Origin of the sequence: Streptomyces sp. NPDC057249 (assembly GCF_042669245.1) — a bacterium.
Taxonomy (GTDB): Bacteria; Actinomycetota; Actinomycetes; order Streptomycetales; family Streptomycetaceae; genus Streptomyces.
The window spans coordinates 222,486-242,531 of record NZ_JBHUXS010000007.1 but is presented as its reverse complement, the minus strand read 5'-3'; the positions used below and the strand labels follow the sequence as shown (position 1 = coordinate 242,531).

19 protein-coding genes are annotated in these 20,046 nt (G+C 72.6%); 15 read left to right on the top strand and 4 right to left on the bottom strand.

What is annotated here, in order from left to right; genetic code table 11:
- Window positions 1-183 precede the first annotated feature (183 nt).
- The gene (locus ACFUJY_RS15670) at window positions 184-780 is read left to right on the top strand and encodes a histidine phosphatase family protein (RefSeq protein WP_383299068.1); all 597 of its coding nucleotides are present in this window, start codon (window positions 184-186) and stop codon (window positions 778-780) included.
- Between the two features lie 77 nt (window positions 781-857).
- Here ACFUJY_RS15670 and ACFUJY_RS15665 read toward each other — a convergent pair whose 3' ends face one another.
- Complete coding sequence (locus ACFUJY_RS15665; protein ID WP_383299065.1) at window positions 858-2,213, bottom strand: tetratricopeptide repeat protein; 1,356 nt, start codon at window positions 2,211-2,213, stop codon at window positions 858-860.
- A gap of 251 nt (window positions 2,214-2,464) precedes the next feature.
- Here ACFUJY_RS15665 and ACFUJY_RS15660 point away from each other — a divergent pair, with 251 nt between their 5' ends.
- On the top strand, window positions 2,465-2,854 hold the full coding sequence (locus ACFUJY_RS15660) for a hypothetical protein (protein WP_383299410.1): 390 nt from the start codon (window positions 2,465-2,467) through the stop codon (window positions 2,852-2,854).
- Between the two features lie 90 nt (window positions 2,855-2,944).
- Window positions 2,945-3,835 (top strand): spermidine synthase, encoded by an 891-nt coding sequence (locus ACFUJY_RS15655; RefSeq protein ID WP_383299062.1) that lies wholly within the window; start codon window positions 2,945-2,947, stop codon window positions 3,833-3,835.
- A 37-nt stretch (window positions 3,836-3,872) separates the two neighbouring features.
- Here ACFUJY_RS15655 and ACFUJY_RS15650 read toward each other — a convergent pair whose 3' ends face one another.
- Window positions 3,873-4,412 (bottom strand): hypothetical protein, encoded by a 540-nt coding sequence (locus ACFUJY_RS15650; protein ID WP_383299059.1) that lies wholly within the window; start codon window positions 4,410-4,412, stop codon window positions 3,873-3,875.
- A 67-nt stretch (window positions 4,413-4,479) separates the two neighbouring features.
- On the opposite strand from ACFUJY_RS15650, the gene ACFUJY_RS15645 reads away from it, so the two are divergent.
- From ACFUJY_RS15645 to ACFUJY_RS15635, 3 genes are all read left to right on the top strand, one after another.
- A complete protein-coding gene (locus ACFUJY_RS15645) occupies window positions 4,480-5,184 on the top strand; it encodes a response regulator transcription factor (protein WP_383299056.1) in 705 nt (234 codons plus the stop codon).
- Window positions 5,181-6,584 (top strand): ATP-binding protein, encoded by a 1,404-nt coding sequence (locus ACFUJY_RS15640; protein ID WP_383299053.1) that lies wholly within the window; start codon window positions 5,181-5,183, stop codon window positions 6,582-6,584. The genes ACFUJY_RS15645 and ACFUJY_RS15640 overlap by 4 nt, the downstream gene beginning before the upstream one ends.
- A gap of 129 nt (window positions 6,585-6,713) precedes the next feature.
- A complete protein-coding gene (locus tag ACFUJY_RS15635; RefSeq protein ID WP_383299050.1) occupies window positions 6,714-8,189 on the top strand; it encodes a cellulose binding domain-containing protein in 1,476 nt (491 codons plus the stop codon).
- Between the two features lie 155 nt (window positions 8,190-8,344).
- Here the strand turns inward: ACFUJY_RS15635 and ACFUJY_RS15630 are convergent, their stop codons facing one another.
- Window positions 8,345-10,141 carry a 2-isopropylmalate synthase gene (locus tag ACFUJY_RS15630; RefSeq protein WP_383299047.1) on the bottom strand — a complete coding sequence of 599 codons (1,797 nt, stop codon included), beginning with the start codon at window positions 10,139-10,141 and terminating at the stop codon, window positions 8,345-8,347.
- Window positions 10,142-10,316: 175 nt separating this feature from the next.
- Between ACFUJY_RS15630 and ACFUJY_RS15625 the strand changes: the two genes are divergently transcribed.
- The 8 genes from ACFUJY_RS15625 to ACFUJY_RS15590 all read left to right on the top strand — a co-directional run bounded on the left by ACFUJY_RS15625 (window position 10,317) and on the right by ACFUJY_RS15590 (window position 18,712).
- Window positions 10,317-11,012, top strand: a complete 696-nt coding sequence (locus ACFUJY_RS15625; RefSeq protein ID WP_383299408.1) for a FadR/GntR family transcriptional regulator — start codon at window positions 10,317-10,319, stop codon at window positions 11,010-11,012.
- A gap of 537 nt (window positions 11,013-11,549) precedes the next feature.
- Window positions 11,550-12,875: an extracellular solute-binding protein gene (locus ACFUJY_RS15620; protein ID WP_383299044.1), complete on the top strand. Its 1,326-nt coding sequence runs from the start codon at window positions 11,550-11,552 to the stop codon at window positions 12,873-12,875.
- Between the two features lie 164 nt (window positions 12,876-13,039).
- Window positions 13,040-14,038, top strand: a complete 999-nt coding sequence (locus ACFUJY_RS15615) for a carbohydrate ABC transporter permease (protein WP_383299041.1) — start codon at window positions 13,040-13,042, stop codon at window positions 14,036-14,038.
- A gap of 16 nt (window positions 14,039-14,054) precedes the next feature.
- Window positions 14,055-14,975: a carbohydrate ABC transporter permease gene (locus ACFUJY_RS15610; RefSeq protein WP_383299038.1), complete on the top strand. Its 921-nt coding sequence runs from the start codon at window positions 14,055-14,057 to the stop codon at window positions 14,973-14,975.
- A gap of 123 nt (window positions 14,976-15,098) precedes the next feature.
- Window positions 15,099-16,565 carry a GH1 family beta-glucosidase gene (locus tag ACFUJY_RS15605; protein ID WP_383299036.1) on the top strand — a complete coding sequence of 489 codons (1,467 nt, stop codon included), beginning with the start codon at window positions 15,099-15,101 and terminating at the stop codon, window positions 16,563-16,565.
- Between the two features lie 241 nt (window positions 16,566-16,806).
- Window positions 16,807-17,838, top strand: a complete 1,032-nt coding sequence (locus ACFUJY_RS15600; protein WP_383299033.1) for a LacI family DNA-binding transcriptional regulator — start codon at window positions 16,807-16,809, stop codon at window positions 17,836-17,838.
- A 56-nt stretch (window positions 17,839-17,894) separates the two neighbouring features.
- Complete coding sequence (locus ACFUJY_RS15595; RefSeq protein WP_383299030.1) at window positions 17,895-18,473, top strand: hypothetical protein; 579 nt, start codon at window positions 17,895-17,897, stop codon at window positions 18,471-18,473.
- A gap of 32 nt (window positions 18,474-18,505) precedes the next feature.
- Window positions 18,506-18,712, top strand: a complete 207-nt coding sequence (locus ACFUJY_RS15590) for a DUF397 domain-containing protein (RefSeq protein WP_383299027.1) — start codon at window positions 18,506-18,508, stop codon at window positions 18,710-18,712.
- Here ACFUJY_RS15590 and ACFUJY_RS15585 read toward each other — a convergent pair.
- The gene (locus tag ACFUJY_RS15585; RefSeq protein ID WP_383299024.1) at window positions 18,673-19,104 is read right to left on the bottom strand and encodes a MarR family winged helix-turn-helix transcriptional regulator; all 432 of its coding nucleotides are present in this window, start codon (window positions 19,102-19,104) and stop codon (window positions 18,673-18,675) included. The two genes, ACFUJY_RS15590 and ACFUJY_RS15585, sit on opposite strands and share 40 nt — an antisense overlap.
- Before the next feature lie 107 nt (window positions 19,105-19,211).
- Between ACFUJY_RS15585 and ACFUJY_RS15580 the strand changes: the two genes are divergently transcribed.
- Window positions 19,212-20,036 (top strand): MBL fold metallo-hydrolase, encoded by an 825-nt coding sequence (locus ACFUJY_RS15580; RefSeq protein ID WP_383299021.1) that lies wholly within the window; start codon window positions 19,212-19,214, stop codon window positions 20,034-20,036.
- The last annotated feature ends 10 nt before the right edge of the window (window positions 20,037-20,046 follow it).

Genomic DNA, 20,046 nt, shown 5'->3' with positions numbered 1-20,046 from the left:
CTGGGGGCGTTCAACCGTACGGTGCGCGTCGGGCGCGGTTCCCCCGGGGGTGTGGTCGGCACCCCTCAGCTGCGCTGATTCATCTGTGGTCAGTGGGACGCCGCCGCGGCCCCCCGGGTTGCCTCATGGGCGGATACGGGATGATGGGAACCAGGTCTCGGAATTTTCAGGGAGAACCCTCTTATGGCACCGCGCATCCTGCTCGCCCGGCACGGGCAGACGGAATGGTCCCTCAACGGCAGGCACACCGGCAGGACGGACATTCCGCTGCTCGACGCCGGACGCGAGGGGGCCAAGCTGCTCGGCGAGCGGCTGCACGGGGGGCCGTGGACGGACCTGCACGGCCTGGAGGTACGGACCAGCCCGCTCGTCCGGGCCGCCGAGACCTGCGAGCTCGCGGGCTTCGGCGACCGCGCCGAGCCGTGGGACGCGCTGATGGAGTGGGACTACGGGGCGTACGAGGGGATGACGCCGGCCGAGATCAAGGCGGGCCGTCCGGACTGGTTCATCTGGCGCGACGGGGTGCCGGAGGGCGAGAGCACCGCCGAGGTGTCGGCCCGGGCCGACGAGATCGTGGAGTGGGCCCGGTCCGCCGACCGGGACGTCCTGGTCTTCGCCCACGGTCACATCCTGCGGGCGCTCGGCGCGCGGTGGCTGGGCGAGGACATCTCCTTCGGCGCGCGCATCTGGCTGGCCCCGACGTCCCTGTCCGTCCTGGGCTGGGCGTACGGCGCCCCGGCGATCCAGAAGTGGAACGACACGGGGCACCTTGAGCGGTGAGCAACGCGTGAAACCCAGCCCGTCCGGCGCTTGAGGACGGAACCGGTCGGTCCGGACCGGGGCGCGGGGTTCCGTCCTCAAACGCCGGACAGGCTGGAGTCGGCCCGGTCCAGGAAGTCCCGGACTTCCCGGGGCACCCCCGTCCGGGGCCCCAGGGCCCCCACCGTGTCGCGCAGCATCGCGTGGATGCGCGACGACTGGACGTCCTCCAGCAGGTCCAGGACGGCGTGGCCGGCCGAGGCCGCCTCCTCGGGGCGGCCCCCGCGCGCCAGGTCCCGGGTGAGCTCCGCGCGGTAGAGCGCGAGGTTGCGGGTGAAGTGGGGGTCCTGGAGCCGGACCGCCCGGTCCGCGTGACGCGCCGCCCGGGCCCAGTCCCCGAGCGCCGCCCAGCACTGGGCCTCCAGCATCTCCAGCTCCGCCTCGCGGAAGAAGCTCATCCACTCCGGGTCCGCCCCCGACGCCCCCCGCGAGAACGCGGAGTGCGCCCGGCCGAGCGCCCGCTCGCACCCCGTGCGGTCCCCGAGCCCCGCCCGGCCCCCCGCCTCCCGCAGCGCGAGCAGCGCCCGCAGCCGGGGCGAACCCAGCGGCTCGGCGGCCCGCTGCCCGGCCTCCGCCGCGCGCACCGCCTCACGGGGCCGCCCGGTGTCGCGGGCCAGGAACGACACGTTGCAGAACGCGTGCGCCTCCAGCGCCGGGTCACCGGCGACCCGGGCGGTGGCCAGCGCCTCCGCGTAATGCGAACGGGCGTCCTCGAAGCGGCCCGAGTCATGGGCCAGCCAGCCCACGGAGATGGCCAGCTCACCGGCGCCGGAGTGCAGCCGGTCCGCCGTGGAGCGCCGGTGCACGGTGCCCGCGTCGAGCAGCGCGTACGCCGCCCGCAGCGGCTGCGAGGCGCGCCGGTAGAGCCGGTCGGCGCCGTGCCGGTCGTCCAGCACCCGGATCTGCCGCACCGCCCGCTCGACGGCGCTCACCTCCGTATCGCCGACCCGGCGTTGCAGGGGCAGGGCGGCGGCCTGGCCGCCGAGGCCCAGTCCCAGGGAGACGGCCGCCATCGCGGTGGGGCCGCTCGTCATGAACACGCGACGCAGCACGTCGCTCTCCTCGTCGTCGCCGCCGGGCTCCGGCGGCGGGGCAGTGGGGGGCGGGGCGGCCACCGCGGGCCTGGCCGCCCGCCCGCGTACCGAAGCGCGGGGCGAGAAGCCCAGGTCCTCCAGGGTCGTCCCGGGGAACATGTGCAGGAAGACCCGCTCGTACGCGTAGTTGGGACAGCGGATCTCGCCGGACTCCACGCGTCCGATGTACCGGGCGTCGCACGCGACCTGCTCGCCGATCTCGCGAGCGGACCTGCGTACCGCAGCAGCGAACTCCCCGGCGGAGCGCGGGCCGCGCAGCCGCCGGAAGGCGAGGTTGGGAACTGCCCGTGTCGACACCATGGCATGGCCCTCTCGGTGCGAGCCGGGCGCTGTTTCCGGTGTCCCGGCGGAGCAAGAACGTACCCGTTGTGACGGGGTGCACACGAAGCGTTTCCGGAGGAACCGGGCATCTCGGCCGCGATCCGCCATGAACTGCCACCCTTTGCGGCGGTGTCGCACCGTAGCCCTTGACGCGGTCGGGGCGTTGGACCTCACGGAGAGGGAGTGCGGAGCGCGGCTCCGCCCCCGGCGATGAGAGGAGAGGTCCCTTGTTGCACACCGACCCGGCGAGCGGCGGCACGGCGTCCGCCGGCGAACCCTGTGATCTGGTGACCGTGCCCGCCCGGCAGGGCCTGGAGGCCGTGGACATCCTGCGCCGGGGCGCGGCGCGGGACGTCGTGGGCCCGGTCATCCACGACGGCGCCTGCGACACCCTCGGGTTCCTGGTGCCGCCGGGGACCGCGCAGGGCTGGGACGTACCGGGGAGCGCCTGTACGCGGACCGACGGCCGGGGGCTGCGCATCCCCGCCGAGCCGCCGGTCTCCGGCAGCGGCTGGCTGCTGCCGCCCGCCGCGGACACCCCGGTCACCGACCCGGCCGTGCTGCGCGTCGCGCTCGACCAGGCGGCCCGGCTGATCGAGGCGGCCGACAACTGCCGCTGAGCCGGCCGCCGCCGTCACCCCGATAATGGTCCGGACGGCGGGCCGCGCGGATCGGCCCGTCCCGGACACGGTGAGCAGGGGCGAGAAGCAGTGGCACGTCGAGGAGCGGCCGGCGGCGACCGCAAGGGGCGCGCGGGTCGCGCAGCCCCGGAGGGCAACGTCTCCGAGCCCGTGGACGGCGGACTCGCCGCACTCGTGCCCGACCGGGAGCGCCGCCGCGCCTGGACGCTGACGATCGACGGGGCCCCGCAGTCGCACGTCGACCTGGACGACCCCACGTACCTCTCCTTCGAGTACCAGCGCCGCATCGGCCACATCGCGGACCTCGTCGCCACCGCCGGGCAGCCGCTGCACGTGGTGCACCTGGGCGGCGGGGCCTTCACGCTCGCCCGGTACATCGCCGCCACCCGCCCCCGGTCCACCCAGCAGGTCATCGAGGTCGACGCGGCGCTCGTGCGACTGGTCCGCCGCGAACTGCCGCTGGACCCGCAGGCCAGAATCCGGGTCAGGTCCACCGACGCCCGGGCCGGGCTCGGCAAGATCCAGGACGGCTGGGCCGACCTCGTCATCGCGGACGTCTTCAGCGGCGCCCGCACCCCGGCGCACCTGACCACGACCGAGTTCCTCGCCGAGGTGCGCCGGGTCCTGAAGCCCGGCGGGAGTTACGTGGCCAACCTCGCGGACGGGCCGCCGCTGGCCCATCTGCGCGGCCAGATCGCCACCGCCGCCACGGTCTTCCCCGCCCTCGCGCTCGCCGCCGACCCCACGGTGTGGCGGGGCCGCCGCTTCGGCAACGCCGTCCTGCTCGCCTCCGACACCGCGCCGGAGATCGCCCGGCTGACCCGCCGCGTCGCGACCGACCCGCACCCCGGACGCGTCGAACACGGCCGTGCCCTCACGGACTTCACCGGCGGCGCGGCCCCGGTGCACGACGCGGAGGCCCGCCCGTCACCGCCGCCGCCCCCGGACGCGTTCCGCTGACCGCCTCCCCGGACGGGCGGCTCCCTTCCGGTGCGGGCTACGAGTGGACGATGTCCACCTGGGGCGCGTGGTCGTTCCAGGTGCAGAAGACGGAGACCGTCGTGCCGTCGTCCCGGGCGAAGTCGACCCGTATCCACGTCGTGTTGGACCACACCCGCATCGACCAGCCCGGTTCCGGGGTCGCCGAGACCAGCTCCGCCGAGTCGGGCCGGATCTCGAAGACGACCCGGCCGCCGTCGGTCGCGTAACTCCGCGCCTGCCCGGCCGCGGCGGTCGTCCCCGACGCGGGGCGCGGGGTGTTGGGCGCCGGGGTGTGCGACGGGGACGGCTTGCGGGAAGAGGGCGCGGGCGGCTTCGGGGCGGTGGTCCGGGGTTCGGGGGACGGCGAGGCCGGGGGAGCGGGGCGGTGCGTCGACGAGGTCAGGCTCTCCGTGGTCGGCGCCGCGACCGGCACCGCGCGCGGCGGGTCGTACACCGTGCCCGCGAGCACGGAGCGCACACCCCACCACGAGACCGTGACCGCCGCGCCGGTGGCGAGCGACCACGCCAGTGCGTGTACCAGACCTCGTTGCATCATCAACATCCTGCACCACGAACCAGGTGGACATGTCACCCGGGCAGACCGATGGCGTACGGTGCCGCCCATGCCCAGTGTGCTCGTGGTCGAGGACGACCAGTTCGTACGTTCCGCCCTCATCCGGCACCTGACGGACGCCGGTCACACCGTACGGAGCGTCGGCACCGCCCTCGAAGCGCTGCGCGAAGTCGCCCATTTCCGCTTCGACGTGGTCATCCTCGATCTCGGACTGCCCGATCTCGACGGCTCCGAGGCCCTGAAGATGCTGCGCGGCATCACCGACGTGCCCGTCATCATCGCGACCGCCCGGGACGACGAGAGCGAGATCGTCCGGCTGCTCAACGACGGCGCCGACGACTACCTCACCAAGCCGTTCTCCGTGGAGCACCTGTCGGCCCGGATGGCCGCCGTGCTCCGCCGGGCCCGGGCCGCCGCGGGCGAGGCACCGCCCCCGCGCGTCATCCAGGTCGGCGGACTCTGCGTCGACCCGCTGCGCCGGCAGGCCGAACTCGACGGCACCGCGCTCGACCTCACCCGCCGCGAGTTCGACCTGCTGGCCTTCCTGGCCGGGCGCCCCGGCGTCGTCGTCCCCCGCCGGGAACTCCTCGCCGAGGTCTGGCAGCAGTCCTACGGCGACGACCAGACCATCGACGTCCACCTCTCCTGGCTGCGCCGCAAGCTGGGCGAGACCGCGGCCCGGCCGCGCTACCTGCACACCCTGCGCGGCGTCGGCGTGAAGCTCCAGCCCCCGGCGCCGGAGCGGCCGGCATGAGATGGGCGCTGGTCAAGGTCTGCCTGGCCGTCACCGCCATGGTCGTCATCGCCTTCGCCGTGCCCCTGGGGCTCGTCGTCAAGGAGATGGCCCGCGACCGCGCGTTCTCCGACGCCGAACGGCAGGCCGCGACGATCGGCCCCACGCTGTCCATCACCACGGACCGGACCCAGCTGGAGAAGGCCGTCCTCACCACCGAACCGGGTGCCGCCGGCCGGATGGCCGTCCACATCCCGGCCTCCGGCGAACCCGACGGCATCGCGGCCGACATCGGCGAGGGCCGCGCCACCCCCGGGGAGCTGGAGGCCGTACGCGTCTCGGGCCGCGCCACGATCATCGGGGTCACCGGCGGCTCCGTGCTGCTCCAGCCGACCGCGGTGGGGCCCAGGGGCATTGCGGTGGTCGAGGTGTTCGTCCCCGAGGCCGCGGTCTCGCATGGGGTCACCACCGCCTGGCTGATGCTGGCCGCCGTCGGCGTCGCGCTCATCGTCGGCTCGGTCGCCGTGGCCGACCGCCTCGGCGTCCGCATGGTCGGGCCCGCGCGCCGCCTCGCGGGCGCCGCCCACGACCTGGGGGAGGGGCGGCTCGGCACCCGCGTCCCCGAGGAGGGCCCGGACGAACTGCGCTCCGCGGCCGTCGCGTTCAACTCCATGGCCGACCAGGTCGTCCAGCTCCTCGCCAACGAACGCGAACTGGCCGCCGACCTCTCGCACCGGCTGCGCACCCCGCTCACCGTCCTGCGGCTGAACGCCGCCTCGCTCGGCGAGGGGCCCGCCGCCGAGCAGACCCGGGCGGCCGTCGAACAGCTGGAGCGCGAGGTCGACACGATCATCCGGACCGCCCGCGAGCAGCGCCCGCAGACCCAGCCGGGCGGGCCCGGTGCCGGCTGCGACGCCTCCGAGGTGATCCGCGAGCGGATGGCCTTCTGGTCCGCCCTGGCCGAGGACGAGGGCCGCGAGGTACGCCTCGCCGGGGTGGACCGCACGGTGCGCATCCCGGTCGCCCGGCCCGAACTGGCCGCCGCGCTCGACGCGTTGCTCGGCAACGTCTTCCGGCACACCCCGGAGGGCACCGCCTTCGCGGTCGACGTGCACCACAGCGGTGACGCGGTGATCGTGCTGGTCTCGGACGCGGGCGGCGGGATCGCCGACCCCAAGGCGGCCCTGGCGCGCGGCGGGGCCCGGGACGCGGTGGGCTCGACCGGACTCGGGCTCGACATCGTGCGCCGGGTCGCCGAGTCCACCGGCGGCGACGTGCGCATCGGCCGCTCGGTGCTGGGCGGCACGGAGGTCCGGGTCTGGATCGGGCAGGACGGACAGCGCCCGCGGGGCGGCGGGCGGGGTCACCGGGTCGGCCGTCAGCGCCGCCGCCTCCGGAGGGCCGGCCGCCCGAACCTTTAGCCCGGCCGATGCGCTCCTTAAGGCAGTCCTAAGAACCTCGACCCCGGTCCGCCTCGCCCCGTTTGCCCGTTCCGTGGCCGCTAGCGTGCTCCCGCATCCCCCACTCCCGTACGACGAGGCAGGAACGCGATGGGCACCAGCACGCACCGGCGCACGATGGGCACCAGGACCAAGGTGATCGGCTCGGTCGTCGCGGCCGCGGTGATCGGCGGGACGGTGTTCGCCCTCACCGGCACGGCGCAGGCATCGGCGGTCGGCGCCGCGTACACCCGCACCAGCGGCTGGACCGGCGGCTACACCGGCCAGTACGTCGTCACCAACGACACCGGCTCGGCCAAGACCGGCTGGACGCTGGAGTTCGACCTCCCGGCGGGCACGAAGCTCAGCTCGCTGTGGAACGGCGAACACACCGTCAGCGGGAACCACGTCACCGTCCGCCCCGCGAGCTGGAACGAGCGGCTGGCCGCCGGGCAGTCCGTCACCGTCGGCTTCGTCACCGCGTCCGACGGCACGGCGGCCGACCCCACCGGCTGCCTGATCGACGGCGCCACGTGCTCCGTCGACCCCGGCGCCACCCCGGAACCCAGCGGCCGCCCCACCGAGTCCGCACCCCCGTCCCCCACGGCCACCCCCACCGAGAAGCCCACCGGAACGGCGACCCCCACGCCGACCCCCACCCCCACGAAGACCGACGACGGCGGCTCCACCGCGACCGGCGCCCGCTTCGCCCCGTACGTGGACACCTCGCTCTACCCCGCCTACGACCTGGCCGGCACCGCGAAGAAGACCGGGGTCGAGCAGTTCACCCTCGCCTTCATCACCTCCGGCGGCGGCTGCGCCCCGCTCTGGGGCGGGGTCACCGGCCTCGGCGACGACCACGTCGCCTCCCAGATCGGCGCCCTGCGCGCGGCCGGCGGCGACGTCCGGGTGTCCTTCGGCGGGGCCGCCGGCTCCGAACTGGCCCTGCGCTGCTCCTCGGCGGCCGACCTCGCCGCCGCGTACGGCAAGGTGGTCGACACGTACGAGCTGACCAAGGTCGACTTCGACATCGAGGGCGGCGCGCTCCCCGACACCGCCGCCAACACCCGCCGCTCGCAGGCCATCGCGAAGCTCCAGAAGGCGCACCCCGGCCTGGACGTGTCCTTCACGCTCCCCGTGATGCCCGAGGGCCTGACCCAGCCCGGCGTCGACCTCATCGCGGACGCGAAGAGGAACGGCGTGGACGTCGGTGCCGTCAACATCATGGCGATGGACTACGGCGCCTCCTACAGCGGCGACATGGGCACCTACGCCGTCCAGGCCGCCACCGCCACCCAGGCCCAGATCAAGGGCGTGCTCGGGCTCTCCGGCGCCGAGGCGTGGAAGACCGTCGCCGTCACCCCGATGATCGGCGTGAACGACGTCAGCAGCGAGGTCTTCAAGGTCGAGGACGCCACCCAGCTCGTCGCGTTCGCGAAGGAGAAGGGGCTCGCCTGGCTCGCGATGTGGTCCGGCACCCGGGACAAGGAGTGCGCGGGCGGCGCCAAGCCCACCGCGGACGCCTCGTGCAGCTCGATCACCCAGGAACCGCTCGCCTTCACCAAGGCGTTCGGCGCGTACGAGTAGGACCACGCGGGTGCCTGCGAGGACCGCACGCAGGACCATCCCCTCCCCCGCGCACCCCGGCCCGGCCCCCTTCCCCCCACCCCCGGCCGGGGGCGCGCCCCACTGCCCCCGGCCGGGACGAGCACCCCCCTTCCTCCCGGCCGGGGGCGCAGGCCCTATCCCCGCGCCCGGTTCACCGCCGACAGCACCGCCGCCACGGACGCGGCCACGCCCGAGGCGGCCCGGCCCGCGCCCCAGCGCTCCTCGCCGCCGGTCCGGCAGCGCGCGTACGCCGTGGCCGTGCGGGTCCCGGCCGGCCCCGAGGGCTCCTGCTCCACCAGTTCCAGGACGTCCGCCGCCACCCCGGCCGCCGCCAGCGCGTCCGCGAACGCCGTGACCGGGCCGGCGCCCGTCCCCTCGTAGTCGCCCTCCCGGTCGTCCACCCGCAGGGTGCAGACGAAGCGGTGCTCACCGGCCGGGCCGGTCTGCGCCGACCAGGAGGTGAGGGCGACCCCGCCGTCCCGCCCGGGGGCCAGGTACGCCGCCTCGAACAGGTTCCACAGGTCCTTCCCGGTGGCCTCCGCACCGCTGTCGTCGGTCGCCTCCTGGACGGTCCGGGAGAACTCCACCCGCATCCCGGCCGGCAGGTCCACGCCGTGGCCGGTGCGCAGCAGGTGGGCGATGCCGCCCTTGCCCGACTGCGAGTTGACCCGGATGACCGCCTCGTACGTACGCCCCACGTCGGCCGGGTCGATCGGCAGGTAGGGCACCTCCCACAGCTCCGACACACTGGTCGCGCGGTGGGCGAAACCCTTGCTGATGGCGTCCTGATGGGTGCCGGAGAACGCGGTGTACACCAGATCCCCGCCGTAGGGATGGCGCGGCGACACCGGCAGCCGGTTGCAGTGCTCGACCGTGCGGCGGATCTCGTCGATGTCCGAGAAGTCGATCATCGGGTCGACGCCCTGGGCGTGCAGGTTGAGCGCCAGGTTGACCAGGTCGACGTTGCCGGTGCGCTCGCCGTTGCCGAACAGGCAGCCCTCCACCCGCTGGGCGCCCGCCAGCACCGCCAGCTCCGCGCAGGCCACGCCCGTGCCCCGGTCGTTGTGCGGGTGCACGGAGAGGATCACCGAGTCGCGCCGGGCCAGGTGGCGGTGCATGTACTCGATCTGGTCCGCGTACACGTTGGGCGTGGCGATCTCCACGGTGGCCGGCAGGTTGTGGACGACCGGCCGGTCCGGCGAGGCGTCCCACAGCTCGGTGAGGCTGTCGCAGACCTCCAGGACGTAGTCGGGCTCGGTCAGGTTGAAGACCTCGGGCGAGAACTGGAACCGGATGTCCGTGCCGGGCCTGGCGCTGGCCAGCCGGTCCATCCGCCGGGCCGCGTCCAGCACCACGCCGTGCACGTCGGCCCGGTCGCGGCCGAGGACCACCTCGCGCCAGACGGGGGCGGTCGCGATGTAGAGGTGGACGACGACCCGGTCCAGGCCGGCCACGGACTCGAAGGTCCGGTCGATCAGGCCGGCCCTGGCGGGGGTGAAGACGACCACGGTGACGTCGTCGGGGACGGCCCCGCTCGTCGCCAGGTGGCGTACGAAGTCGAAGTCGGTGCGGCTCGCGGACGGGTAGCCGACCTCGATCTCCTTGAAGCCCATCGCGACCAGCAGGTCGAACATCCGCCGCTTGCGCGGGGTGTCCATCGGCTCCGCCAGCGCCTGGTTGCCGTCCCGCAGGTCGACCGGCACCCACAGCGGGGCCCGCTCGACACGGGCCTGCGGCCAGCTCCGCCCGGTCAGCGGGACCGCGACCCGGTCGTACGCGGACCGGTAGCGGTGCGAGGGCATGGAGCTGGAGCGTTGCGGGTTCCAGCGGGGCGCCGCCTGGGGGACCGGGCCGCGGGGCGTGCAGATGGTGGGGAAGCCGTGCATCGGGGACCGGGCGCCGGACGTGGCCGCGGACATGAACTCGGGCATGGACGGTGTCTCTTCTCGCATCGCCGGATGCGACCGGCCCAGCACGGCACCCCGCGGCGGGGTGCCGATCGCTTCAGGCCCCGCCGCGGCAGCCGAGAAGGAGGAGACCGCGGTACGTCATGGCCGGTACAGTAACCAGAACGCAACCCCTCAGACAACCTGACAGGTGAACGACGTGTCCCCGCTCGGCCCCCTCCGCCCCAGCCCCCTCGTGGAACAGGCGACCAGCCATCTGCGCGCCCGGATCACCGAGGGGCACTGGCCGGTCGGCACGAAGCTCCCGGGCGAGACCTCCCTCGCCCGCGAGCTGGGCGTGGGCCGCTCCACGGTCCGCGAGGCGGTCCGTACGCTCGCGACGCTCGGCCTCCTCCAGTCCCGCCAGGGCGCCGGCGTCTTCGTCGTCGCGGACCACGTCACGGAGGACTGGCCGGTACGGCTGCGCAGGGCGTCGGTCACCGACGTCTACGAGGTCCGCATGCTCATCGAGGTCCAGGCCGCCCGCCTCGCCGCCCGCCGCCGCACCGACGAGGACCTGACCGCCCTGGACGCGGCGCTCACGGCCCGGTTGAAGGCGGGCGCGGGCCTCGACGACGCGGAGTTCGTGGACGCGGACATCGCGGTGCACCGGGCGGTCGTGGCCGCCGCGCACAACCCGGTCCTCACCGACCTCTTCGCCGAGTTCGTCCCGGCCCTCCGCCAGGGCCTCATCGACCTCGTGGACCTCCTGGGCCTCCGCCGCCAGGACCCCCGGCACGGCCAGGCGGGCCACCGCGCCCTCGTCACGGCCATCGTGTCGGGCGACCCGGAGGCGGCGGCGCGCGCGGCCCAGGAGGAGCTGGAAGCCACGCTGGGCCGGCTGCGCGGGGTGTGAGTCCGGGACGGCGCTCCGGCCGGGCCCGAAGGCGCCGGGCGGGCGCCCGGGTTCGGGCAAAGAACGCGCGACTCCACATCCTGGCCTGCTCCGTGGTGTGCCCCGTTCACTTCCCGGCGGGGTCCTCGACGCCCCGGCAGGCTGTTTCCGGCCCCTGCCGGAAAACCGGCACCGAAGCCGGTTCTCGACGGGCGCTCGACCAAGATCCAACCCCAACCCGTCCCCCACCTGCGGGAATTCAAGAATCGGCCGCGCGCCGCAACGCGGCGAACCGCTTTGGCAAGCCCTCGGCCGGACACGGTCTCGTGACTTGCAGGACACGCTCGCGCAACGGAAGCGTCTTCAACTCTTGACACCCACCCCCCGTAGGCAGCAATCTTCCGACATCGACGCATGGGAGCGCTCCCACATCACACGAGGTTTTCTCGCGTGAACGGCACTGCCCGTGTACTCCCCCCAAAACCATCCGGCACCCGCACTCACCAGCGCGTATGCCACGCAGTGAGCCAGTCCCACCCTGGAACAAGGAGTAGTGGAATGCGTATCACCCGCACCGTCGCCGGCCGGAGCCGCAGAGTCGCGGTCCTGGCCACCACGGGCCTGACCGCTTCGGCGTTGCTGCTGACCGGCTGCAGCAGCGACGACTCCGACTCGAACGAGTCCTCCGACGCGAACGGGAAGATCACGCTGACCGTCGCCGACTACGGCCAGTTCGGCTACAAGGAAGCCGGTCTCTTCGCCAAGTACCACGAGCTGCACCCGAACATCACGGTGAAGGAAGACACCACCGCCGATGAGAAGGTCTACTACCCCAAGCTGCTCCAGCAGCTGAACTCGGGCAGCGGTCTCGCCGACGTCCAGGGTCTTGAGGTCGGCCGCATCAAGGAGCTCGTCGACACCAAGGCGGACCAGTTCGCCGACCTGAGCAAGGTCATCGACGTCAACGAGTTCGTGTCGTGGAAGGAGAAGCAGGCCACCACGCCGGACGGCAAGGTGATCGGCGCGGGCACCGACATCGGCCCGATGTCGCTCTGCTACAACACCGAGCTGTTCAAGAAGGCCGGTCTGCCGACCGACCGCAAGGAGGTCGCGGCCAAGATCTCCGGCGGCTGGGAGGACTACCTCAAGCTGGGTGAGGAGTACAAGAAGAACGCCCCCGAGGGCACGTACTTCATGGACTCCGCCAGCGCCATGTTCAACGCCGTCGTCAGCTCCAACGCGAAGCAGTACTACGACGAGAGCGGCAAGCCGATCTACAAGGAGAGCCCCAGCGTCAAGCAGGGCTGGAACCTGGCCGCCGAGGCCGCGGACAAGAAGCTGACCCAGGGCCTCGCCCAGTTCAGCGACCCGTGGAAGGCCGCGCTCCGCAAGAGCACCATGGCCACCGTGGCCTGCCCCGCCTGGATGGCCGGTCAGATCTCCGTGAACGCCGGTGACGCGAACAAGGGCAAGTGGGACATCACCACCGCCCCCGGCGCCACCGCCGCCAACTGGGGCGGCTCCTTCCTCGGTGTCCCGAAGTCCGGCAAGCACGTCGAGGAGGCCACCAAGCTCGTCAAGTGGCTGACCGCCCCCGAGCAGCAGGCCGCCGTCTTCAAGGCGATCGGTTCCTTCCCGTCCAACAAGGGCGCGTACGAGCTGCCGGACGTGAAGAACGCCAAGCTCCCCTACTTCAACGACGCCCCGATCGGCCAGATCTACGCCGATGAGGCCAAGTCCATCCCCGAGACGATCCTCGGCCCGAAGGACGCCGCCATCAAGGACACCATCTCCACCCAGATCAACAACATGGAGCAGCGCGGCACCAAGCCCGACGAGGCGTGGGAGGCCGCGACCAAGGCCATCGACAAGGTGATCGGCTGACGTTCGCCAGGGCGCGTCCGGCCTGATCCGCCGGACCCGCCCGGGCGCGGGCGGCCCCTACCCGGGCCGCCCGCACCCGCGTGTTCCTGAGGGGTGCGGCGTAACGGCCCAGCCATCCCCGTACCCGGGTAACTCAAGCAAAATCCAGGGAAGGACTCCCGCTCGTGGCCACCTCGACTCCCACCCGGGACGCATACGCGCCGCCACCCCGCGGCTCCCAGCACAAACTGGAGGACGCACGCCGGCAGAACTGGCGCAGCCGGCTCTGGCGGTTCGACGACAAGGCGTCGCCGTACGCCTACATAGCCCCGTTCTTCCTCGTCTTCGGCGCCTTCGGGCTTTACCCGCTGCTCTACACCGGCTGGATCGCCCTGCACCGGGTCGAGATGACCGGCATGGACCAGATGGAGTGGGTCGGCTGGGAGAACTTCGACAAGATCCTGCACGACGCCGAGTTCTGGACGGCCGTCAGCAACACCTTCCTCATCGGTGTGATGTCGACGGTCCCGCAGCTGCTCGTCGCGCTCGGCCTGGCCCACCTGCTCAACTACAAGCTGCGGGCCAGCACCTTCTGGCGCACGATCATCCTGACCCCGTACGCCACCTCGGTGGCCTCCGCGGCCCTCGTCTTCGCCCTGGTCTTCCGGGCCGACGGCGGCCTGCTCAACTGGGCGCTGCACTTCGTCGGCCTCGGCGACACCAACTGGGCCAACGGCCACTGGACGTCCAAGATCGCCATCTCGGTCATCGTGATCTGGCGCTGGACCGGCTACAACACCCTGATCTACCTGGCCGCGATGCAGGCCGTGCCGTCGGACCTGTACGAGGCGGCCTCGCTGGACGGTGCCTCGCGCTGGCAGCAGTTCCGCAAGGTGACCATCCCGTCGCTGCGGCCCACGATCCTCTTCACGATCGTCATCTCGACCATCGGGTCGATGCAGCTGTTCGGTGAGCCCCTGCTGCTCGAAGGCGGCACCCTCGGCCAGACCGGTGGCAACGAGAATCAGTACGAGACCCTCAGCGTCTACCTCTACAACTACGGCTGGAACCTCGGGCACCTCGGTCCGGCCGCCGCAGTGGCCTGGGCGATGCTCGCCCTCCTGCTGATCATCGCCGCGGTCAACTGGCTCATCGGCCGCTTCGTACGCAAATCCGCGGTCTGACCGGGAGCGAATTCCAATGACCATGACCAGCCCCACCAAAGTCTCGGAGCCCGGCCTCCCGGCGCGTTCCGTCCACCGCGCACCGAAGCGCGCCAGCCGCTTCAAGCCCGGTGCCGGGCAGCAGCTGAAGGGCGGCCCGTTCGCCTACATCGCCCTGGCCGTCGTCGGCATCGGCTCGCTGCTCCCGCTGTACTGGACCCTCGTGGCCGCGTCCCACACCCAGGACGAAGTGCTGGCCACCACCCCGCCGTTCCTGCCGGGTGACCGCCTCTTCCACAACCTCGACGCCGCGTGGAACCAGGCCCATCTGGGCAAGGCCATCGTCAACAGCGTCATCGTGTCCGGCTGCATCACCGCGGCGACGCTCTTCTTCTGCACCCTGGCCGGCTACGCCTTCGCCAAGATGCGCTTCCGCGGCCGGAACGTCCTGATGACCGGGGTCATCCTGACCCTGACGATCCCGCCGCAGCTCAGCGTCGTCCCGCTGTTCATGATGATGTCGGACATCGGCTGGGGCGGGGACCTGGAAGCGGTCATCTTCCCGACCCTGGTCAGCGCCTTCGGTGTGTTCTTCATGCGCCAGTACCTGAGCGAGGCGATGCCCTACGAGCTGATCGAGGCCGCCAAGATCGACGGCGCGAACAACTTCCGCATCGTGCTGAGCGTGGTGCTGCCGGTGGCCCGCCCCGCGATGATGGTGCTCGGCATGCTCACCTTCGTCCAGGCGTGGAACGACTTCTTCTGGCCCTACCTCGCCCTGAGCCAGGAGAACCCCACCCTCCAGGTGGCGCTCGGCCAGCTCAGCGCCTCGTACACCCCCGACACGAGCATCGTGATGGCCGGCGCGCTGATCAGCACCCTGCCGCTGCTCGTGGTGTTCGTGATCTTCGGCAAGCAGATCGTCGGCGGCATCATGTCCGGCGCCGTCAAGGGCTGACCACCCGCTCGCCGCTTCTTCGTCACGGAGCCGTACGGTCCCCGCCCGCCCCGCGGACCGTACGGCCCCGTAGCCCCACCCCGTCAACGCCCCTGTCCTTCACACCCCTGGGAGCGCTCCCGCATGACTGCCGTACGACCTGACATCGCCCCGAAGCCGGTGCCCGAGGCCACCACCACGTTCCCGACGGGCTTCGTCTGGGGAGCGGCCACCGCCGCCTACCAGGTCGAGGGTGCCGCCGCCGAGGACGGGCGCACGCCCTCCATCTGGGACACCTTCAGCCGCACCCCCGGCAAGGTGCGCAACGGCGACACCGGCGACATCGCCGCCGACCACTACCACCGCTACCGCGACGACGTGGCGCTGATGAAGCAGCTGGGGCTGAAGGCGTACCGCTTCTCCATCTCCTGGTCCCGGGTCCAGCCCACCGGCCGCGGCCCCGCCGTCGAGCGCGGGCTCGACTTCTACCGCAAGCTGGTCGACGAGCTGCTGGAGGCCGGCATCAAGCCCGTCGCCACCCTCTACCACTGGGACCTGCCCCAGGAGCTGGAGGACGCGGGCGGCTGGCCGGAGCGCGCGACCGCCGAGCGGTTCGCGGACTACACCGCGATCATGGCCGGTGCCCTCGGCGACCGCGTCGGCACCTGGACCACCTTCAACGAGCCGTGGTGCTCGGCCTTCCTCGGCTACGGCTCCGGGGTGCACGCCCCCGGCCGCACCGAGGCCGCATCCGCCCTGCGGGCGGCCCACCACCTCAACCTCGCCCATGGCCGGGCGATCGAGGTTCTGCGCGGTCAACTCCCCGCTACCGCGCAGACCTCGGTCACCCTCAATCTCCACCAGGTCCGCCCGCTGACCCCGAGCCCCGAGGACGTGGACGCCGCCCGCCGCATCGACGCGGTCGGCAACCGGGTCTTCACCGGCCCGATGCTGCACGGCGCCTATCCGGAGGACCTGCTCGCGGACACCGCGCACGTGGTGGACTGGTCGAAGCTGGTGCAGGACGGCGACCTGGAGGCCATCGCGCGGCCGGTCGACGTCCTCGGCATCAACTACTACACGCCGACCCTGGTCTCCACGCCCGCCGAGGGCTCCGGCGACACCCGCAATGACGGCCACGGCGCGAGCGACTACTCCCCGTGGCCCGGCTCGGAGCACGTCGCCTTCCACCTCGCCGACGGCAAGCCGACCACCGCCATGAACTGGTCGATCGACCCCAACGGGCTGTACAACCTGCTCATGGACGTCACCCGCGACCACCCCGGCATCCCGCTGATGGTCACCGAGAACGGCGCCGCCTTCGACGACTACGTCTCGCCCGAGGGCCGGGTCCAGGACCCCGAGCGCATCGCCTACCTGCACGGCCACCTCGACGCCGTGCAGCGCGCGGTCGCCGACGGCGCGGACGTGCGCGGCTACTTCCTCTGGTCCCTGATGGACAACTTCGAGTGGGCGTACGGCTATTCGAAGCGGTTCGGCGCGGTGTACGTGGACTACGCCACCCAGCGCCGCATCCCGAAGGCCAGTGCCCACTGGTACGCCGACGTGATCCGCCGCCACGCCCTCCCGCCGCTGGAGGACCTCGCCTGATCCCGTCCGGTACGCCCCGGCGCACCGCTGCTTTCCCCGAGACCCGGCACCCGTGCCGGGTCTCGGCCCATTCGCCCACCCGGCCTGTGCGTTCCGCTTGACCACGCGCGTAGAGTGGGAGCGCTCCCATAAAAGGAGCGGGGGAGCGGCCGACCGGTCCCGCAGAGTGTCAAGGGAACCAACACCAGGACTTGGTTTGGTTATCCGACTGTGAGAAATTGACCGCGAACGGGAGGCAGCCATGACGGCAGCGCGAGTACGGAGCGGGGGCCGGCCCACGCTCGAAGAGGTCGCGGCGCGGGCGGGGGTCGGACGGGGCACGGCCTCGCGCGTGATCAACGGATCGCCCCGGGTCAGCGCCCACACCAGGGAGGCGGTCGAGGCCGCCGTCGCCGAGCTGGGTTACGTACCCAACCGCGCGGCCCGCGCACTGGCCGGCAACCGCACGGACGCCATCGCGCTCGTGGTGCCCGAGTCGGAGAGCCGCTTCTTCGCGGAGCCGTACTTCTCCGACATCGTGCGCGGGGTCGGTGCCGCCCTCGCCGACACCGACATGCAGCTGCTGCTCACCCTCGTCGGCAGCGACCGCGAGCGCCGCCGGCTCGCGCAGTACCTCACCGCCCACCGCGTGGACGGTGTGCTGCTGGTCTCCGTGCACGCCGACGACCCGCTGCCCGACCTGCTGGAACAGCTCGGCATGCCCGCCGTGATGAACGGCCGCAGATCCGCCGCCGAGTCCCTGTCCTCCGTCGACTCGGACAACTTCGAGGGGGCCCGTGGCGCCGTGGAACACCTCGCCTCGCGCGGCCGCCGCTCCATCGCCACGATCACCGGCCGGCTCGACGTCTACGCCTCCCAGAGCCGCCTCGACGGATACCGCCAGGCCGTCCGCGACGCGGGCCTGGAGCCCGACGAGCGGCTGATCGCCCCCGCCGACTTCACCGAGGAGGGCGGCGCCCGGGCCATGCGCGACCTGCTCGCCCGCCGCCCCGACGTGGACGCGGTCTTCGCCGCCTCCGACGTGATGGCCGCCGGTGCCCGCCAGGTCCTGCGGGAGGCCGGCCGCCGCATCCCGGACGACGTCGCCCTCATCGGCTTCGACGACTCGGCCGTGGCCCGCCACATGGACCCGGCCCTCACCAGCGTGCGCCAGCCGATCGAGGAGATGGGCCGCGCGATGACGAGGGTTCTGCTCGACATGATCACCGGGGAGAGCGCGGACCGGGCGCAGATCGTGCTGCCGACCGAGCTGGTGGTCCGCGACTCGTCGTGACGCCGGAGTGCCGCAATCGCCTTTCCCCTGGGCCCACTTCGAGTAACTTCTGAGGTGTGGACCCTTCTCTGACCGCTCTGATCGTCGCCGTGGTGGGGGTGGCCGGCACCCTCGTGTCCGGCGTCATGGCGCACCGCGGCGCGCTGCGGGCCAAGACGGTGGAGCTCGACCGCGCGGAGCGGCTGCGGCGGGAGGAGCTGCTGGCGGACGAACGCCGCGAGGCCCTGGGTGCGCGGCGGGCCGTCTACGCGGTGTTCAACCAGCGCCTGCGGCAGTTCCACTCCGTGCTGTCGAAGGACTACCTCGCTCTTGCCTCGGGGCAGGCGCGTCCGCAGCAGGGCCAGGAGCGGGAGGAGCCCCGCCGCGTCCTGCGCGACGTGTACGCCGAGGCGCAGATGGTGATCAGTGACGACGTGCTGTCCGTCGCGGGCGGCGTCGTGCACCAGTTGCACCGCATCCACGCCCTGCTCGGCCGGCACGAGCAGGGGACCGCGGGCGACGAACCCCTGGACGATGTCGGGGAGCGGCTGGAACGCGCCTCGGAGGGCCTGTACGAGGTCCGGCAGGTGATGCGGCGGGACCTCGGGGTCTCGGTGCTCCCGGTCTCCCGGCCCGATGGCTACGGTGCCGTGTGAGCGACGCCGCGCGACGAGCGGAGGAACGAACCATGCCCCTGCACTGGACCAGGTCCAGCTACTGCGACTCGGCGGGTCCCGACTGCGTCGAAGTGGCGCTGCCCCCCGGCCCCGCTGCGGCGGTCCGTCTGCGCGACTCCAAGACCCCGTCCCTTCCCGCGCTCGCCTTCGCGCCGGGCGCGTGGTCGGATTTCGTCGGTCAGCTCGGCCGGCCGACCGTCTTCTCCAGCAGCTCCTGAAGGGCCCGCTGCCCTCCAGGACCGAGCCCGGCCAGCGGTGAGTCCTCGGTGAGTAGTTCCAGGAGCCGTGCGCGTACCCTGGTGCCCTCGGGCGTCAGCACGAGGTGCCGGGCGCGCCGGTCGGTGGGGTGGGGGCGGCGTTCGACCAGGCCACGCTTCTCCAGCTTGTCGATGACGAAGGTGGCGTTGGACGGCTCGCAGCTCATGCGCTCGGCCAGTTCGCGCATGGTCATCGACCCGGTCATCTCCCGCAGCGCCGTCGCCTGGGCCGCCGTGAGACCGAGGGGGACGGCGCACTTGCGCACGTGATCGGCGATCCGGGCGGCCAGCCCGTTCACCAGCCCGCACAGCTCCCGCTCGGCGGCGGCCTGTGCCTCGGGGGGTGTCGTCATGGACCCACTCTAGCAAGTCCATCAAGCAAGAATAATGACAACTTGAATGTTTCTAGCTCGATGCTTACGGTGGTCCCGCCACACAGCGACGAACGAGGAGCGACGTCATGACGGACCCGAGCACCCTGCGTCTGGGCGACACCACGGTGTCCTTCGTGCCGGACGGGGTGATCCAGGGCCGCCCGACCGCCTGGCTGCCGGACAGCACCGACGCCTTCTGGGGGGCACACCGGGAGCACCTCGACGCCTCCGGATACCTGGTCGCGAGCGTCGGCGGTCTCCTGGTGGAGCACGGCGACCGCGCCCTCCTGATCGACGCGGGCTTCGGCCCGCACACCCTCCCGGCGGACCCGGCCACCCCCAACGGCGCCATGCGCGGCGGCGACCTCCCGGCCGCCCTGGCCGCGCTCGGCCGGGCCCCGGACCGCATCGAGGCCGTCGCCTTCAGCCACCTCCACCCGGACCACACGGGCTGGGCCACCCACGAACGGCTCTTCTCCCGCGCCGCATACCTGGTGGCGGACGCGGAATGGGCCGCCCGCGAGCCCGGCGACGAGCTGGACGCCCTCGCGCCCCACGTCCGTACGGTGGCCGACGGCCAGGAGGTATTCCCCGGCGTCCGGGCCCGGGTCACCGCCGGACACACCGCGGGCCACACGGAGTTCGTCATCACCGGCGGCGGGAAGCGGCTGATCGCCTTCGGTGACTCGCTGCACTCACCGGTCCAGGTGGACCGGCCCGACTGGTCCTGCGTCTACGACCACGACCCGGCCGGGTCCGCCGAGCACCGCCGCCGCCTCGTCGGCGAACTCGCGGAGCCCGGCACGCTGGGCTTCGGCATCCACTTCGCGGACAGGGTCTTCGGCCGGGTCGTACCGGACGGCGACGGACCGGCCTGGCGGCCCCTGGGCGCCGCCGACGGACTCGCGTAGCGCCGGGAAC